This is a genomic window from Pseudomonas sp. AP42 (assembly GCF_001728935.1).
In the GTDB taxonomy this organism is placed as follows: domain Bacteria; phylum Pseudomonadota; class Gammaproteobacteria; order Pseudomonadales; family Pseudomonadaceae; genus Aquipseudomonas; species Aquipseudomonas lactis.
On sequence record NZ_LYSO01000001.1, the window covers coordinates 188055 to 206439 of the forward strand.

General features: G+C 63.8%; 20 protein-coding genes. 1 reads left to right on the forward strand and 19 read right to left on the reverse strand.

The features are described 5' to 3' along the window. Positions 1-10 precede the first annotated feature (10 nt). From A7K61_RS00840 to A7K61_RS00930, 19 genes are all read right to left on the reverse strand, one after another. Positions 11-1237, reverse strand: coding sequence for a beta-ketoacyl-ACP synthase (locus A7K61_RS00840; RefSeq protein WP_032893933.1), 1227 nt, complete (start codon positions 1235-1237; stop codon positions 11-13). After that, the gene (fabG, locus tag A7K61_RS00845) at positions 1237-1965 is read right to left on the reverse strand and encodes a 3-oxoacyl-ACP reductase FabG (RefSeq protein WP_069556718.1); all 729 of its coding nucleotides are present in this window, start codon (positions 1963-1965) and stop codon (positions 1237-1239) included. The genes A7K61_RS00840 and fabG overlap by 1 nt, the downstream gene beginning before the upstream one ends. Then, a complete protein-coding gene (locus A7K61_RS00850) occupies positions 1962-2423 on the reverse strand; it encodes a hotdog family protein (protein ID WP_003187930.1) in 462 nt (153 codons plus the stop codon). Before A7K61_RS00850 ends, fabG begins: the two co-directional genes overlap by 4 nt. Beyond that, positions 2420-3586, reverse strand: a complete 1167-nt coding sequence (locus A7K61_RS00855) for a beta-ketoacyl-[acyl-carrier-protein] synthase family protein (protein ID WP_069556719.1) — start codon at positions 3584-3586, stop codon at positions 2420-2422. Before A7K61_RS00855 ends, A7K61_RS00850 begins: the two co-directional genes overlap by 4 nt. Next, positions 3583-4065: a hypothetical protein gene (locus A7K61_RS00860; protein ID WP_069556720.1), complete on the reverse strand. Its 483-nt coding sequence runs from the start codon at positions 4063-4065 to the stop codon at positions 3583-3585. Before A7K61_RS00860 ends, A7K61_RS00855 begins: the two co-directional genes overlap by 4 nt. After that, positions 4062-4811, reverse strand: coding sequence for a class I SAM-dependent methyltransferase (locus A7K61_RS00865; RefSeq protein WP_069556721.1), 750 nt, complete (start codon positions 4809-4811; stop codon positions 4062-4064). Before A7K61_RS00865 ends, A7K61_RS00860 begins: the two co-directional genes overlap by 4 nt. Continuing rightward, a complete protein-coding gene (locus A7K61_RS00870; protein WP_044270746.1) occupies positions 4808-6055 on the reverse strand; it encodes an NAD(P)/FAD-dependent oxidoreductase in 1248 nt (415 codons plus the stop codon). Before A7K61_RS00870 ends, A7K61_RS00865 begins: the two co-directional genes overlap by 4 nt. 33 nt (positions 6056-6088) lie before the next feature. Further along, a complete protein-coding gene (locus A7K61_RS00875; RefSeq protein ID WP_069556722.1) occupies positions 6089-8419 on the reverse strand; it encodes an MMPL family transporter in 2331 nt (776 codons plus the stop codon). Further along, positions 8391-9074 (reverse strand): outer membrane lipoprotein carrier protein LolA, encoded by a 684-nt coding sequence (locus tag A7K61_RS00880; protein ID WP_069556723.1) that lies wholly within the window; start codon positions 9072-9074, stop codon positions 8391-8393. Before A7K61_RS00880 ends, A7K61_RS00875 begins: the two co-directional genes overlap by 29 nt. Beyond that, the gene (locus tag A7K61_RS00885; RefSeq protein ID WP_054896218.1) at positions 9071-9496 is read right to left on the reverse strand and encodes a thioesterase family protein; all 426 of its coding nucleotides are present in this window, start codon (positions 9494-9496) and stop codon (positions 9071-9073) included. The genes A7K61_RS00880 and A7K61_RS00885 overlap by 4 nt, the downstream gene beginning before the upstream one ends. Continuing rightward, positions 9489-11030 carry a histidine ammonia-lyase gene (hutH, locus tag A7K61_RS00890; protein ID WP_069556724.1) on the reverse strand — a complete coding sequence of 514 codons (1542 nt, stop codon included), beginning with the start codon at positions 11028-11030 and terminating at the stop codon, positions 9489-9491. The genes A7K61_RS00885 and hutH overlap by 8 nt, the downstream gene beginning before the upstream one ends. Continuing rightward, the gene (locus A7K61_RS00895; RefSeq protein WP_044270755.1) at positions 11014-11949 is read right to left on the reverse strand and encodes a glycosyl transferase; all 936 of its coding nucleotides are present in this window, start codon (positions 11947-11949) and stop codon (positions 11014-11016) included. Before A7K61_RS00895 ends, hutH begins: the two co-directional genes overlap by 17 nt. Further along, on the reverse strand, positions 11946-12680 hold the full coding sequence (locus A7K61_RS00900) for a glycosyltransferase family 2 protein (protein ID WP_069556728.1): 735 nt from the start codon (positions 12678-12680) through the stop codon (positions 11946-11948). The genes A7K61_RS00895 and A7K61_RS00900 overlap by 4 nt, the downstream gene beginning before the upstream one ends. A 149-nt stretch (positions 12681-12829) precedes the next feature. Then, complete coding sequence (locus A7K61_RS00905) at positions 12830-14500, reverse strand: AMP-binding protein (RefSeq protein ID WP_069556725.1); 1671 nt, start codon at positions 14498-14500, stop codon at positions 12830-12832. Beyond that, positions 14497-15042: a membrane protein gene (locus tag A7K61_RS00910; protein WP_047712413.1), complete on the reverse strand. Its 546-nt coding sequence runs from the start codon at positions 15040-15042 to the stop codon at positions 14497-14499. The genes A7K61_RS00905 and A7K61_RS00910 overlap by 4 nt, the downstream gene beginning before the upstream one ends. After that, positions 15039-15293 (reverse strand): acyl carrier protein, encoded by a 255-nt coding sequence (locus tag A7K61_RS00915; RefSeq protein ID WP_003187949.1) that lies wholly within the window; start codon positions 15291-15293, stop codon positions 15039-15041. The genes A7K61_RS00910 and A7K61_RS00915 overlap by 4 nt, the downstream gene beginning before the upstream one ends. A 9-nt stretch (positions 15294-15302) precedes the next feature. Then, a complete protein-coding gene (locus tag A7K61_RS00920; protein ID WP_032893919.1) occupies positions 15303-15572 on the reverse strand; it encodes a phosphopantetheine-binding protein in 270 nt (89 codons plus the stop codon). Next, positions 15550-16362, reverse strand: coding sequence for a 1-acyl-sn-glycerol-3-phosphate acyltransferase (locus A7K61_RS00925; RefSeq protein ID WP_003187953.1), 813 nt, complete (start codon positions 16360-16362; stop codon positions 15550-15552). Before A7K61_RS00925 ends, A7K61_RS00920 begins: the two co-directional genes overlap by 23 nt. Continuing rightward, complete coding sequence (locus A7K61_RS00930) at positions 16338-17057, reverse strand: beta-ketoacyl synthase chain length factor (RefSeq protein ID WP_003187954.1); 720 nt, start codon at positions 17055-17057, stop codon at positions 16338-16340. The genes A7K61_RS00925 and A7K61_RS00930 overlap by 25 nt, the downstream gene beginning before the upstream one ends. A gap of 314 nt (positions 17058-17371) precedes the next feature. On the opposite strand from A7K61_RS00930, the gene A7K61_RS00935 reads away from it, so the two are divergent. After that, positions 17372-18142, forward strand: coding sequence for a ParA family protein (locus tag A7K61_RS00935; protein WP_034125599.1), 771 nt, complete (start codon positions 17372-17374; stop codon positions 18140-18142). Positions 18143-18385 lie beyond the last annotated feature (243 nt).

An 18385-nucleotide genomic window follows, 5' to 3' on the forward strand; every position in this document is an offset into this window, starting at 1 on the left:
GATTAAAAAGTCAGCTCCAGCGGCGGAAGATCAACGAGGTGTTGACGCCGCCGAAGGCAAAGTTGTTGTTCATCACGTAGTCGTTGTGCATCTGGCGAAAGCCACCTTGCAGGTAGTCCAGCTCGCCGCATTGCGGGTCGACCGCGTCCAGGTTGAAGGTATGCACGTACTGGTCGCGGTTCATCATCTCGATGCTGAACCACGACTCCAACGCCCCGCACGCACCCAGGGTGTGCCCCAGGAAACTCTTCTGCGAACTGATCGGCATGCGGCTGCCAAACAGGCTGCTGGTGGCCAGGGTTTCGGCGATGTCGCCCTGATCGGTAGCCGTGCCATGGCCGTTCACGTAGCCGATGGCGGACGGTTCAAGACCTGCGTCTTCCAGGGCCAGCTCCATGGCGCGGCGCATGGTTTTCTGTTCCGGGCGGGTGGTGTGCTGGCCGTCGGCGTTGCTGCCGAAGCCAACCAGCTCCGCGTGAATATGCGCGCCTCGCGCGAGTGCGTGCTCCAGCTCTTCGAGCACCAACATGCCGCCACCTTCACCGATCACCAGGCCATCGCGGCCGCTGTCGTAGGGGCGCGGGCTGGTTTGCGGCGCATCGTTTTTCAGGCTGGTGGCGTACAACGCATCGAACACCATGGCTTCGGTGGGGCACAGCTCTTCCGCGCCGCCTGCGAGCATCAACGGCAGGCGCCCGAACTTGATCGCCTCATAGGCGTAGCCAATGCCCTGGCTGCCGCTGGTGCAGGCGCTGGAGGTGGGAATCAGCCGGCCGGTGAGGCCAAAGAAGATGCTGATATTCGCCGCCGTGGTGTGGGGCATCATGCGCACATAGGAGTTGGCATTGAGCCCCTCGGCCACCGAGTTGAGCAGCATATTGCCGAACGCCTTGATCTCATCGGTGCTGCCGGTGGACGAACCACAGGCCACGCCCATGCGCCCGTCCTTGATCGACTCGTCGCCGAGCAGGCCGGCGTCTTGCAAGGCCTGCTCCGCCGCCCACACGGCCAGGCGCGAGACGCGGCCCATGCTGCGCAGCTGCTTGCGCGTCCAGTGAGCGGGCACGACGAAATCGTCGATAGGGCCGGCCAGGCGCGTATTCAATTCGGTGAAACGGTCCCACTCATCCATGCGCCGGATGCCGCTGCGGTTGGCGCGAAAGTTGGCGGCGATGGTGTCCCAGTCGCTGCCCAGGGAGGTCACGCCGGCCATGCCGGTAACGACAACGCGCTTCATCAGCACAGGCCCCCGTTCACGGCCAGCACCTGGCGCGTGATATAGCCGGCTTCGGCGGACATCAGGAAATTCACTGCGCCAGCGACTTCTTCCGGCGTGCCCATGCGTTGGGCCGGGATCATTTTCATCAGTTCTTCTACCGGCACGTTTTCATCCAGCATTGCGGTGTCGATCAGGCCCGGCGCCACGCAGTTGACGGTGATCTTGCGCTTGCCCAGCTCGATGGCCAGCGCCTTGGCTGCGCCGATCAAGCCGGCTTTGGACGCGCTGTAGTTGACCTGGCCGCGGTTGCCGATCAAGCCGGACACCGAGGTGATGCACACGATACGCCCGGCGGCGCGGCGCCGAATCATCGGCATCATCACCGGGTGCAGCACGTTGTAGAAACCATCCAGGTTGGTGCGCATCACCACATCCCAATCGTCTTCCGACAGGGCAGGAAAGGCGCCGTCGCGGGTCAGGCCGGCATTGAGCACCACGCCGTAATAGGCGCCATGCTGCTCCACATCGGCCTCAAGGATCTCTTTGCATGCAGCGCGATCCGCCACGTCGAACTGCAGCACCCGTGCCTTGCGCCCCAGGGCTTGGACCTCGAGCTGTACCGCGTCGGCTTCGCCACGGCCGCTGCGGCAATGCAGCACGATGTCATGGCCGGCCTGGGCCAGGCGCAGGGCAATGGCGCGGCCGATGCCACGGCTGGAGCCGGTGACCAGTACGGATTCAGTCATGGCGTTTCGTCCTTCGATTCAGCTAAATAGTTGGCCGCCTGGGGCGGTCGAAATACGTTCAAGCGCGCGCTGGCCTGGATACCGTCGCCGGTGAGGTGGCATTCGAACACACCCATGCCGTTGTCGTCTTCCAGGGAGCGCAGGCCGTGGATGTTCAGTTCGGCGCCGGCCGCAAAGTGCTCCACGTTGCACTCGAACTTACGCGTGCCCAACAGGAAACCCAGCTCCACCGCCTTGCCTTGCTGGCGTGCATGGCAACCGGCATACGCGGCGACGCTTTGCGCCATCAGCTCGATGCCGACCCAGGCCGGCAGGCTGCCGTCAGCCCGGTTGAACAGGCCACCGGGCTTGACGGTGACGCGGGTGTGGATCTGCTCTTCATCGAACGACAGCACCTGGTCGATCAGGATCATGTCGCCCGCATGGGGCAGCAGTTCGGCAAGTGGCCAATCGATCATGGGGCCTCTGCGATTATCAGGCTGACATTGTTACCGCCGAAGGCAAACGAGTTGCTCATCAGGCAGGGCTTTTTCAGGGTATCGCCGCTGCGCACCCATTGCAGCGCGGGCAGCGCCGGGTCGGGGTGGCCGTCCCATATGTGGGGTGGCAGCAGGCGATGGGTCAGGCTCAGCCAGCAGAACGCGGCTTCCAGGGCCCCGGCAGCGCCGAGGGTGTGGCCGGTCATGGGCTTGGTCGATGAGCAAGCGACGCCGCCCGGAAACAGGCTGGCGACCGCCAGGCTTTCCATGGCGTCGTTGTGTTGGGTCGCGGTGCCGTGCAGGTTCAGGTAGCCGATCTGCTCGGGCGAAAGTTTTGCACTGGCCAGGGCCTTGCGCATGGCCAGCACCGCGCCCTTGCCACTGGGTTCGGGCGCGGAGATATGGTGTGCGTCGCAACTGGCGCCGCTGCCCAGCAAGGCGATGGGCGCCGGCTCGCGGCTCATCAGGAACAGCACCGCCGCTTCACCGATATTGATGCCGTTGCGGTTCACCGAGAACGGATTGCAGCGCTCGGCAGACACCGCCTCCAGCGCGGTAAACCCGTTCAGCGTCAGCTTGCACAGGCTGTCCACGCCGCCGCAGATCACCGCATCGCACACCCCCAGGTCCAACAGGCGCTGGGCACTCATCAACGCACGGGCGCTGGAGGTGCAGGCGGTGGAAATCACATAGGCCGGGCCGCTCACGTTCAGCCAGTCGGCGAGGAAGTTGGCCGGGGCGCTGAGTTCCTGTTGCTGGTAATCGTAGTCCGCGGGGAACTGCGTGTTTTGCAGGTAATGGGCAATGCCACGGCTGGCTTCGTCGATACCCGAGGTGCTGGTGCCGAGCACAACCCCGACCCGACCAGGACCGTAGGCTTGAATCGCCTGACGGATCTGATCTTCAATCTGCAACGCCGCTTCCAGCAGCAGCTGGTTATTGCGACTGCTTTGCTGGGCCAGTTCCGGGGGCAGGCTCGCCAGTTCACCGTGTACAGCGGCCACCGGCACTGCGCGCTCCGGCACCCAGCCGCTTTCGGCGCGCATGCCCGAACAGTCGCCGGCAAACAGGTTGCGGCTGACTTGCGCCTGGCCACGGCCAAGGGCGCAGATCACGCCTAGGGCATTGAGGTAGGCCGTCATCGGCTCACACCCAGCGGTCTGATGCGATAACTCAATGGCGGGCCGGCCATGTTCACGCGGAACACCTCGGAAGACTGATAGACGATCTGCCAGTGGCCCGGCAGCGTGCGCGTCAGGTCCATGGCCTGGGCCGTGGGATACAACGCCGGTACGTCACCGGGCGCGGTGAGGGCAAACAGCAGCGCGGCAAACAGCGTGCGCGCCTGGGGATTGGGCGGTAGCAAGCCGTCTGCCTGCCACTGCCCATCGAGCAGTTTTTGCCGGGCCAGGGGAATGCCCAGCGGGTCCATCATCGACCAGCGAAGCGCTTGGCCTTCGCGCTGGATCACCAGCAGCCAGTCCTGGCTCTGGCCGTCTGCCAGGCGCTGCACATGCAATTGCATCGGCAAGGTCAGCGCCGGCATTTTCTCCGGTAGCGGCGCCTGGCTGGCGCAGGCGCCGAGCAGCAACAGGCAACTTATCAACAGCAGGCGCATCATGGGGCCGCATTCTCCACAGGTTTACGCGCTACGCAGTTGACCAGGGTTTCCTCGCGCTGGCCCACCGGCGGCGCCTTGCGCAGGCCCCAGCGTTCCAGCAGGCCGAAGTCACTGGAACGGCTCCACCACAAGTAGGGGTACGAAACGTTCTGCGCAGCGAACTCAAAGCCCTGCTCGCGCAGCATCTGCAAGTACTCTTCGGCGCTCTTTTGCACATGCATCGGGTGGCGGAACAGCCAGCGAATCACCCAGGTGTCGATGTAGGCTTCGGTGGATTCGGCAAACAGCAGATAGCCGCCCGGCTTGAGCACCCGATAGAACTCCTTGAGTGCGCGATGTTGCTCCACCAGATGATGGAAGGTCTGGTGGCAGAACAGGATATCGACACTGGCATCCGGCACGTTGAGGGTCGCGCAGTCGCTGCCGATCAGCTCGACGTCCAGCCCCAGGCGCGCGGCTTCTTCGCGGCTCAGTGCCAGGCTGTGGGGGTCGGCATCCAGGCCGATCAGGCGCGAAGGTGCAAACACCTGATGCAGTAACTGGAAGGATTTGCCCTGGCCGCAACCGGCATCCAACAACACCGGCGCCACCGGTAGCGGCTCGCTGAACAGGCTGCGCAGGTCATTGATCGCCACGCGCAACACGTGATGCTGCCAGGTATGGCTGCGCAGGAACCAGAAACCGAACTTGGTTTCTTCGACGTAGTTTTGACTCAGGTAGTTTTTTTCAACGCCTGGGCTGCTCATACCGGCTCACTCGCACAAATTTCCGACAACATCCGCAAGCGCCGCTTGGGCTCGCTGACAAATGGGTTGCGCTCATCCCAGGCGTAACCGGCCAGGATCGAGCTGATCATGCGGCGAATCTCGGCTGAGCTGCCAGGATGGAAAATCACGTCCTGGAACGTGCCTGCATACCAGCCTTCGACGTAGCAACGGAAGGTATCGACACCGCGCTTGAGCGGTTCGGCAAACTCGGTTTGCCAGTCCACTGTTTCGCCGCTCAATTGGCGGTGCAGCACCCCTGCGGCCATGCTGGCCGAACGCATGGCAATGGTCACGCCGGAAGAGAACACCGGGTCGAGGAACTCCGCCGCATTGCCCAGCAGCGCAAAGCCTGGGCCGTGCAGGGTTTTGACGTTGGCCGAGTAGCCGCCGATGGTGCGCGCCGGGGTGTCCCACACGGCATTTTGCAGCACGCCGGACAGGCTTGGGGTCTGCTCGATAAAACCACGCAGGCAGGCGTCGAGGTCGCTGCCCGCGCCCTCGAAATGCTCTTTGGCCGCGACCACGCCCACCGAGCAACGGCCGTTACTGAACGGGATGGTCCAGAACCAGATGTCGCGCTTGGTCGGGTGAGTGGTCACCAGGATTTTGCTGCGGTCAAAGCCTGGGTGTTCGATACGGTCTTCGACGTGGGTGAACACGGCCTGGCGCAGCGGGAAATTCGACGGTGCCTCCAGGTCCAGCAGGCGTGGCAACACACGGCCGTAGCCGCTGGCATCGAGCACGAACCTGGCCTTGAGGTGGTACTCGCTGCCATTCTCGCGGCGCACATGCAAATACCGGCTCTCGGCAGAAAAATCCACGCCGACAATGGTTTGGCCATAGCGGATTTCCACGCCTTGCAACGCGGCCTGGTCGGCCAGCAACTTGTCGAACTCGCCGCGCTGCACCTGGAAGGTGGTGGGCTTGCCGTTGCTGAAGGTGTCGCTGAAATCAAAGGCGCTGTAGCGCTCGCCCCAGGCGAAGGCCGCGCCGGTTTTGACCTGGAAGCCTGCCGCTTGCACAGCGTCGAGCATGCCGGCTTCTTCGATAAAATCGATGCAGTGTGACAGCAGGCTTTCGCCAATCGAGAAGCGCGGGAAATGCTCGCGCTCGATGATCAATACATCATGCCCTTTGCGCTTTAACAGCGCGGCCGCGATGGCACCGGAAGGCCCGGCACCGATCACCACCACCTGGCGACGTTCCATTTCAACTGTGGGCACGAGGGCTCCTTGCCGCATGGGCGCTAATCACATTCATAAGGCGTGTTTCTGTCGGCCGGCCCAGGGCGCCAGCATAAAGCTGAACGCCAGGCCCAGGCTGACCGACAAGCCGAAATTGCTCACGGCCGGTGTACTGGAGACCGCCAGCAGGCCGAACGACAACCAGGTCGTCAGTGCCGCCAGCAGTGTTCCCAACAGGCTGACGGCGGGGCCGCCGATCTGCTCGCGCATCAAAATCGCATAGTCGACGCTGATGGCCGTGACCAGCAGCAGGCCAAACAGGCTGAACAACGTCAGCGGCTGGCCCAGCCAACCGAGGCTGGCCAGGCTGCACAGTGCGGCCAGCAGCGGCAGGGCGACGATACGCAAGGCGCCGCCAAAGCCGAAGGGCGCAATCAGTAACAGCACGATCAGCACGCAAGACAGCAACTTCAATTCGGCAGCGCTGATCTGCGTGTCGGCAAACACCCGGTTCAAGTCACCCAGGCGATCCACCAGCTGCACGCCGGGCAAGTCCAGCGCCTGCACCCGCAGCAGCGCCGGGTTGTTCAAGCCTTGCAGGCTGACCATGGCCGCCACGCCGCCGTCCACAGGGCCGAGCCACAGCGTGCGCCAGGGCTCGGCCAGCGGGCCTTGCAGTGCGGCGTCGATGTCTGCGGTGGGCAGCGCCTGCAACTGCGCCACTTCGGCTTGCAGGGCACTCAGGGGCACGCCGAGGTCCAGCAGCGGTTGCCAGTGTTGCGCCAGGTTGTTCAGCGCCTCGCGCAGCTGTTGTTGCTCATCGGGGAGGTTGACCAGTTGATTGAGCGCCAGGTAGCCCTGGAGTTTGTCCATCTGCACCAACTGATCCAAGCGTTTGCCCAGGGCGGCCTGGCGTTCCAGCAACTGCTGCTGATTGCTCGCCCGCACCAGGAAAAACTGGCTGGTGGGCTGGAACCCGGTGATGCGCGCCACGGCCTGGGCCTCTTGCAGCAACTGCGGCGGCGCTCCGATCCATTGGCGGATATCGTTTTTCGTGTTCAGTTGCCACAGGCCCGCCGCGCAGAAGAGCAGCACCCACACCAGCAGTACCGAACTGGGCACGCGTTTGAGCAGGGCCGTGCGTAGCTGCCATAAGCTTTGGGCGACACGCAGCGGCCATTGCGCCGGGCGCAGTTCCACGCCCTTGAGCAGCGCGGGCAGCAGGCACACGGCGCACAAATAGGCACCGACCAGGCCGGCAGCCGAGAACACCGCAATCTGGGTCAGCGCCGGGAACGGCGTCCAGGCCAGCGCCAGATAACCGATAGCGCTGGTGGCCAGGCTCAGGCTCAGCCCCGGCAGGGTCAGGCGCAACGCCGGCCAACTGCGCCACGGTTGCAGGCTCCAGCTTTTGGACAGGTAATGCAGCGGGTAATCCACCGCCACGCCGATCAGGCTGGAACCCAGCACCAGGGTCATCACATGCATATGCCCAAACAGCGCCACACACGCCACTGCGCCAAACAGCATGCCCACCAGCACCGGCACGAACGCCAGCAACACCCGCCAGCGTCGGAACGCCAGCAGCAGCAACAACAGGATGCCCAGGGTGGCGCCGCCGCCGACCCAGGTCATTTCCCGCGTGGCCTGCTGCTGCCCGTTGGCCGCATACAGCAAGCCGCTGGCGGCGAGCAGTTGCGCGCCGTGTGCGCCGGCTTGCTCGCGGCTGGCTTTTAGCAAGTCTGCCACCTGCAGCGGCAGCTTCATGTCGAAGGCGTTGCCGGTGGTGCGCGCCCGCAGCAGCACCCAGCTCTTTCCGTCGGCATCGGCGATCAAGGCGCCGCTGCCGATGTCCATTTGCACCGCGCCGTGTTGCGGTTGGCTGTTCTGGATGCGCCCGGTGAGGCCGAGCCAATCGTCCTGGTTGGGCACCAGGCTGAAGCCGGTGAAGGGATCGAACAGCGATTGCACGCGTTGCTGGATGAACGCGTCCGGCTGTTGGATCAGTTGCTCGCGGTCTTTGGCTGAGAGCATCGACAAGCGCCCGCGCAGCAGTTGTTCGCGCAACGCCGGCAAGTCGGCTTGCAGGTTCCACTGCACCTTTTCAAACAGGCCGCTGGCCTGCCAGCGCTCACCCAGTTGCTGCGCCACGGCCACCGCTTGCTGGCGGTCGGCATGCCCCACCAGCACCAGCATTTCGCGGTTGAGCGGCTCTTGCATGCGCTGTTCGGCTTGCAGTTCCAAGGCGTCCGGCGTGCTGCCGGGCACCAGCTCCATCAGGTTGGCCGACAACGGCGCGCCGTCACGCCACTGCCAGCCAGCCAAGGCCAGCACGGCCACCAGCAGGGTCAGGAACAGGCGCGGCAGCAGGCGCTCACTGGGCAAAGTCGTGTTGCTCCGCATCGCTCAACGGCTGGTCGGCGGTACTGTCCTGCATGCGCAGCAGCGTGCTGTCGCCTTGGGTTTCCAGCAGTTCAATGCTGTGCACCAGCGCGCCGCCGTCGATAGTGATCTGGGTGAACACTTGCTTGAGCAGCAGCGAGCGTGGGGTCAGCGTGAGCTTCCACTGTTGGGCCTCACCTTGCAGTTGCAGGTCGAAGTCGCGTTGCAGGCCACTGCTGTCGCCCTGCAGTACCGCCAGGAACAAACGATTCTGTTCGGCGCCGGCACTCTTGTTTGGCAGTAGTTGCCAGCCATTGGCGTCGCGGCGGGCAATGCCTTGAGCTGTAATGCGGTAGTCCTGTTGCAGCGGGGTTTTCAGCAGCCACAGCAGGCCGTGATCCTTGGCGAGCACGAAGGTGCCTTTGCTCACTAGCGGCTGGGGCAGGGCGCGCAGGTGTTTTTCCTGGGTGAAGTGGCCGTGGATGACGGAGGGTTTGGCAAGCTGATCGCTCAACTGCTGCAGGTCGAAGGCGTGGGCACTGAAGCTCAGCAACAACGCCGCCACTGTAGGAGCGAGCTTGCTCGCGAAAAACCTGAGGGCGCCACGGGGTGTCAGGTGGCCCGCGTTATCGTTGGCGATCTTCGCGAGCAAGCTCGCTCCTACAGGGGGGCTCATTTCAGGGCTCTCTCTACGGCGTCGGTGAAGACTTTGGGCGAGGCCAGTTGCATCTCGCGGCTGGCGATTTGCACCGCCACTTGCACGGTGCTGGCGCGGGTCAAGCGCTCGCCGCTGGCCAGGTCGGTAATCAGGTAGTTCACCTTCAAACGGTTCTCCCATTCCACCAGGCTGGCGCGCACGTTGATCGTCTGGCCGAAGGTCGCGCCGCGCACATAGCGTAGCTGCATGTCGATCACCGGCCACGCGTAGCCGGCTTCGAGCATCGCCGTGTAGTTATGGCCGATCTTGTCCAGTAACGCACAGCGCGCCACTTCCAGGTACTTCACGTAATGCCCGTGCCACACCACGTTCATGGTGTCGATGTCGAAAAACGGCACGAGGATTTCAGTGTCGCTGTGCAATACGCCGGGGCTACGCATGCAGCCTCCAGTGTTGCGCGGCGATGCGTTGCAGGCACAGGCGCAGTTCGCCTTCCAGGGCGCGGTCTTCGATGACCGGCGCAAAGTCCTGGGCCAACTCCGCGTGCATCGCGGCCAGTGCTGGTGGCAGTGGCCGGGCATCCTCGGCCTGGGCGCGCAGCCACACGCCCTGGTTGGCGGCGAGCAAGGTGGCGGCGGCGACCTGTTCGGTCAGCTCCAGCACGCGGATCGCATCGCGGGCGGCGATGGTGCCCATGCTCACTTTGTCCTGGTTGTGGCACTCGGTGGAGCGCGAGAACACGCTGGCCGGCATGGTGTTTTTCAGTGCTTCGGCGGTCCAGGCGCTGGTGCCGATCTGCACGGCCTTGAAGCCGTGGTTGATCATCGCGCGGTCAGCCGGAGCGCCCGACAGGTTGCTCGGCAGGCCATGGTTGTAGCGCACGTCCACCAGCAGTGCGAGCTGGCGGTCGAGCAGGTCGGCCACGTTGGCGACCAGGGTCTTGAGGCTGTCCATGGCGAAGGCGATATGCCCGCCGTAGAAGTGCCCGCCGTGCAGCACACGTTCTTCTTCGGCATCGATGATCGGGTTGTCGTTGGCGCTGTTCAGTTCGATCTCGATGAACGAGCGCAGCCAGTTCAGGCTGTCCGCCAATACGCCGAGCACATGAGGCGCGCAGCGCAGCGAATAGCGGTCTTGCAGGCGATGCAGGGGCGCGGTGGGCGCGTCGATGGCCAGGTCCTTGCGCAGCCACGCGGCCACTTGCATTTGCCCAGGGTGCGGCTTGGCAGCGAACAGGCGCTCGTCGAAGTGTTCCGGGTTGCCTTGCAGCGCCACCACGTTGAGCGCGGTGATGCGCGTGGCCAGTTGCAACAGGTAGTCGGCGCGGGCGAAGGCCAGGCAGGCCAGGCCAGTCATCACGGCGGTGCCGTTCATCAGTGCCAGGGCTTCCTTGGGCCGCAATACCAGCGGCTCCCAGCCCAGTTCGTGGTGTACGTCGGCCGCCGGGCGGCGTTCGCCGCGGAACAGCACTTCACGTTCGCCGGACAAGGTCGCGGCCACATAGGACAGCGGCGTCAGATCACCGCTGGCGCCTACCGAGCCTTCTTCCGGGATCAGTGGCAGCACATCGTTTTCGAGGAAGGCGTGCAGGCGTTCCAGCAGTTCCACACGCACCCCGGACACGCCATGGCACAGCGACTGCAAACGCGCCGCCAGTACGGCGCGGGTAGCCTGGGCGTCGAGCAACTTGCCCAGGCCGCAACCGTGAAAGGTGTACAGGTGACGCGGCAACGCTTCGACGTGTTCCAGCGGCACCGCCACCACGCAGGAGTCGCCGTAGCCGGTGGTCACGCCGTAGATCACGCCTTCCTTGTCCAGCAGCGAGTCGAGGAACTGCGCGCCCTTGGCGATGCGCTGGCGGTACGCGGCGTCGTCCTGCAGACGAGTGGGCACCTGGCGGTTGGCCAGGGCCAGCACGTCTTCGATGCGCAGGGGGCGTTCACCAAAGGTGATGGGCTCAAGAGGCGTGGTCATCGGTCTTCCAGAAAGGGTAAAAGTTGAACCATTGTTGGGGCGCTTGCAGGCAGAACTGGCCCAGGCGTGCGGCGTAGCGGGCGGCCCACACAGCGATGACCTGCTCGCGGGTGCTGCGCTTCCATTCGATCAAATCGGCAAAGGGCTCGATAGTCAGGCGATAGCGACCCTGGTGCTTGAGGCACATCAGCAGATTGACCGGGCATTTGAGCAAGCCCGCCAGCAGCCATGGGCCTTGGGGGAACGCCGCCGTATGGCCGAGGAAATCCACCCGTACCGTGCGCCCGCCGTGCAGCGGAATGCGGTCGCCGGCAATCGCCAGCCACTCGCCATCGTCCAGGCGCTGGCTGAGCAGCAGCATGGTCGCCGGGTCCAGCTCGCTGACCTGGATCAGGCGTAAATGGGTCGCGCCAGCCTCGCCCAGCAGACGGTTGAAACGCTCGGCGTGCTTGGTGTGCACCAGTACATTCATGGTGACCTGTTCACCAATCTCCGCCAGGGCGCGGCACACTTCCAGGTTGCCCAGGTGTGCGCCCACCAGCATCTGCCCGCGCTCGCCACGCAGTTGGCTGCGTAACTGCGCCGGGTCATTGATCTCGATTTGCTCCAGGCGCAGCTTGCCGTTCCACACGTCGAGCTTGTCCAGCAGCGAGTCGGCGAAGGCCATGAACTGGGCAAAGACGGTGCGGTGGCTCGGCAGCAGGTCATCGCGCCCGCTCCACTGCGCCAGGCGCTGCTGGTATTGCCAGGCGCTGTGCCGCGCGGTGCGGCCGAACAGAAAGAAGTAAAACACGATGCTGTAGAGCAACGGGCTCAACAGTCGACGGCCGAGGACTTTGACCGCGACTGCGGTGAATTTCATCAGCCAGAAGCTGCCGCGTTCTTCGCGGTCGGCCCAGTGCTTGGTGCTGTCGTTCATGCCTGCCACCGTCGCCACAGAATCATCGGCGCGCGCATCAGCATGCCGAAGAACAACCGCGTGTGCATGGCGCTGATGCGCAGGTTGTCGCGCAACAAACGAAAGTGCGACAGGCCGTCGGCGGGGTAGTGCACCTGGGTGGGCAGCCAGCGCATGGGCTGGTTGCGCCAGGCCAGACGCACCAGGATGTCCGAGTCAAAATCCATGCGCGTGCCGATGTAGGCCGAGTCCATCAGCGCCAGGGTCGGCGCCAGCGGGTACACGCGAAAGCCGCACATCGAGTCGCGAATCTCAAGCGACAGGGTGTTGATCCACACCCACACGTGGGTCAGGTAACGTGCGTACAGGCGACCCTTGGGCACGCTGTCGTCGTATTCGGGGTAGCCGCAGATGACGGCGTCGGGGTGCTGGCGTGAGGTGTGGATAAAGGTCTCGACTTCGCGCAGGTCGTGCTGGCCATCGGCGTCCACTTGCAGGGCGTGGGTATAGCCCCGGCGCGCCGCTTCGCGGAAACCGGCCATCACGGCGCCGCCCTTGCCCTGGTTGCTGGGCAGGGTCAGCAGGGTGACGTTGTCCAACGTCGCCAACTGCGCCAACACCGCTGCGCAGGCGGGGCTGCTGCCATCGTCGACCAAGAGGCAGGGCAGGCCGCTTTTCAGCACACTGTGGACCACGGCCGGCACGGCGGCTTCGTGGTTGTACACCGGGATCAACGCGCAGGGGTTATGCATGATGGCGGACACCTGATACACCGGGCCGCCTGCATCGCAGGCAAGCCAGCTCCCACATTGGATTTGCTGTGCACACAAGATTGTTGGCCGACACCGATCCAGTGTGGGAGCGGGCTTGCCCGCGATTGAGCACGAAGTGCTCACCCGGCTTATGCATGCGCGGCCTCCAGCACTATGCGCCCGCTTGAGCACGCCGCAACCCCATTGCGATAGGCGAAGTACAGCTTGCTACGCTCCCGATCAAAGCGCAGGTGCAGTTCGATGTGATCGCCCGGGCGTACCAGTTGCTGGAACTTGAGCACTTCCATGCCGGCGAACCGGGTGGGCAGGTCGAGCAATTGCTGGCCCAGGTTGAACGCCCATTCCACCTGCACCACCCCTGGCAGTACCGGGGTGACCGGGAAGTGCCCGCTGAAATAGGCCAGGTCCGGTGGGATGCTCAGTTGCAAGGTCCATTCACCTTCGGTTTCGACTTGCGCCAACACCTCAGGCCCTTTCGGGCGAGGCGCCAGCAACAAGGCTTCGATATCGGCCTGGGGCAGCTTGCCCTGGCTGTTCAGCGGCAATTGGCGCAGCACACGCCAGCGGCGCGGCAAGGCCAGGGCTTCGCAATGTTGGCTCAGGTGCTGGCGCAGGGTTTGGGTGAGGGCGCGGCGCCCCTGGTTGCGCAGGGCATGCAGCCCCGCGTCGCTGAGCACCACCACGGCGCCCAGGGACGCGCGGTTTTCCTGCACCACGCCCAGGCGGGTGTCGGCCACCCATTCATGGGCGATCAGCGCTTGCTCCAACATCGGCAGGGAGATGCGTTTTTCTTCCAGCTTGACGATACGGTCCAGGCGGCCCAGCAGTTCAAACCGGCCATCGGCATGGATGCGTGCGGCGTCGGCGGTTTGTTCGATATGCCCTGCGGGCAGGTATGGCGAGGCGATGCGCAGTGCTCCTTCGGCATCCTGGCTCAGTTGCACATCGGCAAACGGCTGCCAGGGTTGCGCGCCCTGGCGCCAGGCGATACCGCCGGTTTCCGAGCTGCCGAGGATTTCTGTGGGCCATTGCTGCAAGCGGTCGTAGAGACTGCCGGCCGCGTCAACCGGCAACGCGCCACCGGAGGAAAACACCCGGGCAACCTGGCTCAGAGCCGGCCAGTCGAGGTTGTCGCCCATGCGCTTGAGCAGCGCAGGGCTCGCCACCCAGGCAAATTGTGGGTGCTCACGGCTGGCGCGCTGCATGTCTTCGGGGAACGCCAGTTGCTTGCGCACAAAGGTGCGGCCGGCGCACAGCGGCCACAACACGCGAAACAGCAAGCCGTAGATGTGCTGGGTGGCGACGCTGCCGATGATGCACGCGCCTTTGAGGTCTGCGCCCCACAGCGCTTCCAGGGCCTCTACTTCATTGGCCAGCTGGCGCAGGGACTTGTCGATGCGCTTGGGCTCGCCGCTGGAGCCGGAGGTGCACAGGCTCAGTTGGCAGCTGTCCAGGTCGAGGGCGGCGGCGTGCAAGGGCGCTTGATACAGCGCGTCCAGGTCGCTGGCGTCCACCAGCCAGGCATCCACGGCAGCGGCCCAGCGTTGGCGCGTCTGGGGTTGCAGGTCGGCGGGCAGCAGCACGCTCGCACCGGCCCGCCAGGCGCCCAGCAGTGCAATCGCCAGCAGCCCGGCGTCTTCCAGGTACACGGCCAGGCGCCGGATGCCCCGGGCCTGCAAGCCTGCGGCGAGGCTCAAGGAGCGCTCGCACAGTTGCGCGTGATTCATGGCGGGCTCGGTAGTCACCCCACGATCCTGCAGTGGCTCAAGCAGCAAGTGCTCAAGTTTCAACCCTTTCATACGCGGCCTCGAACCCTTTGTCGTACCAGCCATTCCACGGCAAACAACAGGCCCATCAACCCGTAGGCGATCAGGCCGTTGTACAACGTCCACCAGCTCAGTGGCGCCCACAGGGTGAGCGCGGCGGCGAGCAGGCCATTACAGAGAAAAAACACACTCCACACCAGGGTGACCTGGCGGGTATACACCACCGCGTGGGGCGGCAGGTGCGGGTCGGTCATGCGCGCCAGGCGCTCGACCATCGGCGGGCCGTATTTCAGGCTCAGGCCGAACAGCGCCAGCATGAACGCGCTGACCAGGCTCGGGTACCAGCGCAGCCACTGCGGGTTATCGAACCAGGCCAGCGCCAGGCAAAACACGATCACCACCACCGCCATCCACCGGCTGCCCGGGCGCTGCGCAGCGGTGAGCGCGCGCAACAGCCACAGGCTGCCCAGCAATAAGCCGAACTGCCAGGGTGCAAAGTGCTCGGTGCCGTAATACACCGCGAAGGGGTACAGCAGCCCAGCCAATAACAGGCCAAGGCCGATCAGCCGGCTCATGCGGCGGGCTGGACCAGACGGTACACCGCCTCTACCACGTCGTTCACGGTGCGTACCGCCTTGAATTCTTCGGCGGCAATTTTCTTGCCGGTCTGACGCTTGATGTGGTCGATCAGGTCCACGGCGTCGATGCTGTCGATTTCCAGGTCCTGGTACAGGTTGGCGTCCAAGGTGACGCGTTCCGGGGGCAGTTCAAACAGTTCCACCAAGGCGTCGCGCAGGGTGTTGAAAATATCGTCACGAGTTTGCATGGTACGGTCTCAAGCTGCCTGTCGGGCCGTGACGAACGCCGCAAGGCTGGCCACGTTGGTGAAGTGATTGCGGGTGTCCTTGGCGTCGGCATCAATTTTGATGCCGTAGGTTTTCTGGATCGCCAGGCCCAATTCCAGGGCATCGACCGAGTCCAGGCCCAGGCCTTCGCCAAACAGGGTCTGGTCGCTGCCAATATCCTCGGCGCTGATGTCTTCCAGGCCCAGGGCCTCGATGATCAGTAGCTTTATGTCGTGCTCAAGGCGGTGTTGGTCGCTCATCTTCGGCGAGCTCCTTAATGAAATAGTGATGCAGGTGATCGTTGAGCTTGCGTGAAGCCTGGGGCGCGGGCCCTACGGCGGCAAACGCTTGTGGCTCTATATCGGCGCCCACGCGCAAACTGAAGTGAAATCGACGGTGGGGGATGCGATACCAGGGTTCGGCCTTGGTCAGGGTGGTGGGGCTGACCTTGATCACCACCGGGGTGATGATTGTCGCACCCCGCAGGGCAATGGCCGCGCCGCCGCGATGAAAGGCCGGCGCGGCGCCGGGCGTGGTGCGGGTGCCTTCGGGAAAGATGATCAGCGTTTGGCCGGCGCGCAGGGCGTCGGCTGCGGCATCGAGCATGTCGGCGCTGCCGTCGTTGCTGATGTAGCCGGCATCGCGCACCGGGCTGCGGGTGAACGGGTTCTGGAACAGGCTCTGCTTGACCACGCAGTTGGTCTGGCGCATCAGGCCGATCAGGAACACCACGTCGATCAGCGACGGGTGGTTGGCGACGATCATCTGGCCAGGGCGGCCAAGCTTTTCGGCACCCTCGACGCTGTACGTGAGAATGCCCAGGCCCTTCATCAAGCGAATAAAAAACCAGAACAGGCAACTGATGGTGTGGCGTGCACGCCGTTGGTGCTGGCTGGCGTCGCCCGGCAGGCAACTGAGCAGTGGAAACACCAGCAAACGCAGGCACAGCCCGCCGATGCCAAACAGGCAAAAGCTGAGGGCCGTGGCGAACAGGCGCCAGTAATAGGCCTGCCGTGGCTTGTGGGTCAGGGCTTGCGTTGCCAGTTCCATACTCGGTTCTTCCAGGCATGTTGGCAGGCGCCCTGATCGGTCAGCAGGGTGCGCAGCAGGTTCAGGGCGTGGGGCCACTGGGTTTGAGTGAGTTGGACAGTGCCGGTGGTGAGTTCCAGTTGCCACTCGTCGCCCGGCGTGAGCAACAGGCCGAGGGCGTAGGGGAAGGGGACATCCGTGATCCAGCTGGCATAGGCTTGGGGCGGTTGTTCTTCGGTGATCACCAGCAACACGGCGGGTGCGCCTTCGTTGAGCAACGCGGCGGCTTCGAGCAGGCCGTGTTCGAGGCCATCGCCGGCGGCGGCGAGGGCGGTCATCTCGCTGGTTTCATTACGCAGGATCGACCACAGGCCGATCACCGCGTTATGCACCGACAGGCTGAACTGAGTGGGCGACAGCGGCTGCTCGTTGGCCAGGTCGCTGAGGATGTCCAGGGTGCGCGGGGTTTCGCCGTGGCGGGAAATGAACACCAGCGGCAGGTCTTCCAGGCCCTCGGCCAGCGGCCAGCCGACGCTGAACGCCATGCGCGCCAGCCGGCTCAAGCGGCGGCGCTGCATAGCTGGCAAAAATGACACATCGGGGGACGCTTCGCTGGCAGGCAGCAACACCGGGTCCCGGCACCAGGCGTGCCAGTCGTCCGCACTCTCAAGGCCAGGAGCCCAGGCGCGCCATTGGGCGATGTTGAAGTTGATCACTGAGAAGTTATCCCGCCCCTGCGGGCTTCCATGTGCGGCCAATGGCCCCGGATTCCGGGACAGGGAGCAATGGCCGAATGGCGCGCATTATCCCGGTGCCGTGGAGTTCTAGCAAATAGTGGTGAAAATTTGTTCACTGTTGATCACAAATAAGTTGGAAGAACTTACAGATTGTTGGTCATGGCTGATCGACCGTGGAATAGGCGCACTCCTATTTGTTTGTTAGCCAGATGCGGCGCCCGGATGAACGAGGTAGCTAATGGGCGCTTTTGCGCTCTACACTCGGGCATTCATTGATACACGGAGGTTTTTCCATGCGGCGCGTGGTGTTCAATCAAAAAGGCGGTGTGGGCAAGTCCAGCATCGCCTGCAACCTGGCGGCGGTCAGCGCCAGCGAAGGTTATCGAACCCTGTTGGTGGACCTCGATGCACAGGCCAACTCCACCCAGTACCTCACCGGGCTGACGGGTGACGACATTCCCATGGGGATCGCGGATTTTTTCAAGCAAACCCTGTCGACGGGGCCGTTTTCGAAGAAGAACAGGGTGGATATCTACGAAACGCCCTTCGACAACCTGCACGTGATCACCGCCACCCCGGAACTGGCCGACCTGCAGCCCAAGCTTGAGGCCAAGCACAAGATCAACAAGCTGCGAAAGCTGCTGGATGAATTGAGCGAGGATTACGACCGCATCTACCTGGATACGCCTCCAGCGCTGAACTTTTATGCGGTTTCGGCGCTGATTGCGGCTGATCGAGTGCTGATCCCCTTTGATTGCGACAGTTTCTCGCGCCAGGCGCTGTATGGCCTGCTGGCTGAGATCGAAGAGTTGAAGGACGACCATAACGAAGGCCTGGAAGTGGAAGGCATTGTGGTCAACCAATTTCAGGCTCGTGCGAGTTTGCCGCAGCAGATTCTCGATGAGTTGATTGCCGAAGGGCTGCCGGTACTGCCGGTGTACCTGGCTAGTTCAGTGCGTATGCGTGAGTCGCACCAGGAGAGCAAGCCGCTGATTCATCTGGACCCACGGCATAAGCTGACGCAGCAGTTTGTGGACCTGCATAACTTGCTGGAAAACGCCTGACCTCGAGCACTGTGGGGGCCGGGCTTGCCCGTGACCGCTGACCTTGATCTAGCTGAGGCACCGCGACCCAAATGTGGGAGCAGGCTTGCCTGCGATGACGGCCTGCCAGCCGACACTTCTCTACCTGACACCCCACAATCCAACTGTGGGAGCGGGCTTGCTCGCGAAGGCGGCCTGGCAGTCAACACAGTTGGATTGGGTACATATCCATTCCTGCGGTAACGGCCACCTAGGGTTCCACTC

Coding starts and splice junctions, on each gene's coding strand:
- A7K61_RS00840 (WP_032893933.1), bottom strand. CDS start 1,237: ATGAAGCGCGTTGTCGTTACCGGCATGGCCGGCGTGACCTCCCTGGGC.
- fabG (WP_069556718.1), bottom strand. CDS start 1,965: ATGACTGAATCCGTACTGGTCACCGGCTCCAGCCGTGGCATCGGCCGC.
- A7K61_RS00850 (WP_003187930.1), bottom strand. CDS start 2,423: ATGATCGATTGGCCACTTGCCGAACTGCTGCCCCATGCGGGCGACATG.
- A7K61_RS00855 (WP_069556719.1), bottom strand. CDS start 3,586: ATGACGGCCTACCTCAATGCCCTAGGCGTGATCTGCGCCCTTGGCCGT.
- A7K61_RS00860 (WP_069556720.1), bottom strand. CDS start 4,065: ATGATGCGCCTGCTGTTGATAAGTTGCCTGTTGCTGCTCGGCGCCTGC.
- A7K61_RS00865 (WP_069556721.1), bottom strand. CDS start 4,811: ATGAGCAGCCCAGGCGTTGAAAAAAACTACCTGAGTCAAAACTACGTC.
- A7K61_RS00875 (WP_069556722.1), bottom strand. CDS start 8,419: ATGCGGAGCAACACGACTTTGCCCAGTGAGCGCCTGCTGCCGCGCCTG.
- A7K61_RS00880 (WP_069556723.1), bottom strand. CDS start 9,074: ATGAGCCCCCCTGTAGGAGCGAGCTTGCTCGCGAAGATCGCCAACGAT.
- A7K61_RS00885 (WP_054896218.1), bottom strand. CDS start 9,496: ATGCGTAGCCCCGGCGTATTGCACAGCGACACTGAAATCCTCGTGCCG.
- hutH (WP_069556724.1), bottom strand. CDS start 11,030: ATGACCACGCCTCTTGAGCCCATCACCTTTGGTGAACGCCCCCTGCGC.
- A7K61_RS00895 (WP_044270755.1), bottom strand. CDS start 11,949: ATGAACGACAGCACCAAGCACTGGGCCGACCGCGAAGAACGCGGCAGC.
- A7K61_RS00900 (WP_069556728.1), bottom strand. CDS start 12,680: ATGCATAACCCCTGCGCGTTGATCCCGGTGTACAACCACGAAGCCGCC.
- A7K61_RS00905 (WP_069556725.1), bottom strand. CDS start 14,500: ATGAAAGGGTTGAAACTTGAGCACTTGCTGCTTGAGCCACTGCAGGAT.
- A7K61_RS00910 (WP_047712413.1), bottom strand. CDS start 15,042: ATGAGCCGGCTGATCGGCCTTGGCCTGTTATTGGCTGGGCTGCTGTAC.
- A7K61_RS00915 (WP_003187949.1), bottom strand. CDS start 15,293: ATGCAAACTCGTGACGATATTTTCAACACCCTGCGCGACGCCTTGGTG.
- A7K61_RS00920 (WP_032893919.1), bottom strand. CDS start 15,572: ATGAGCGACCAACACCGCCTTGAGCACGACATAAAGCTACTGATCATC.
- A7K61_RS00925 (WP_003187953.1), bottom strand. CDS start 16,362: ATGGAACTGGCAACGCAAGCCCTGACCCACAAGCCACGGCAGGCCTAT.
- A7K61_RS00935 (WP_034125599.1), top strand. CDS start 17,372: ATGCGGCGCGTGGTGTTCAATCAAAAAGGCGGTGTGGGCAAGTCCAGC.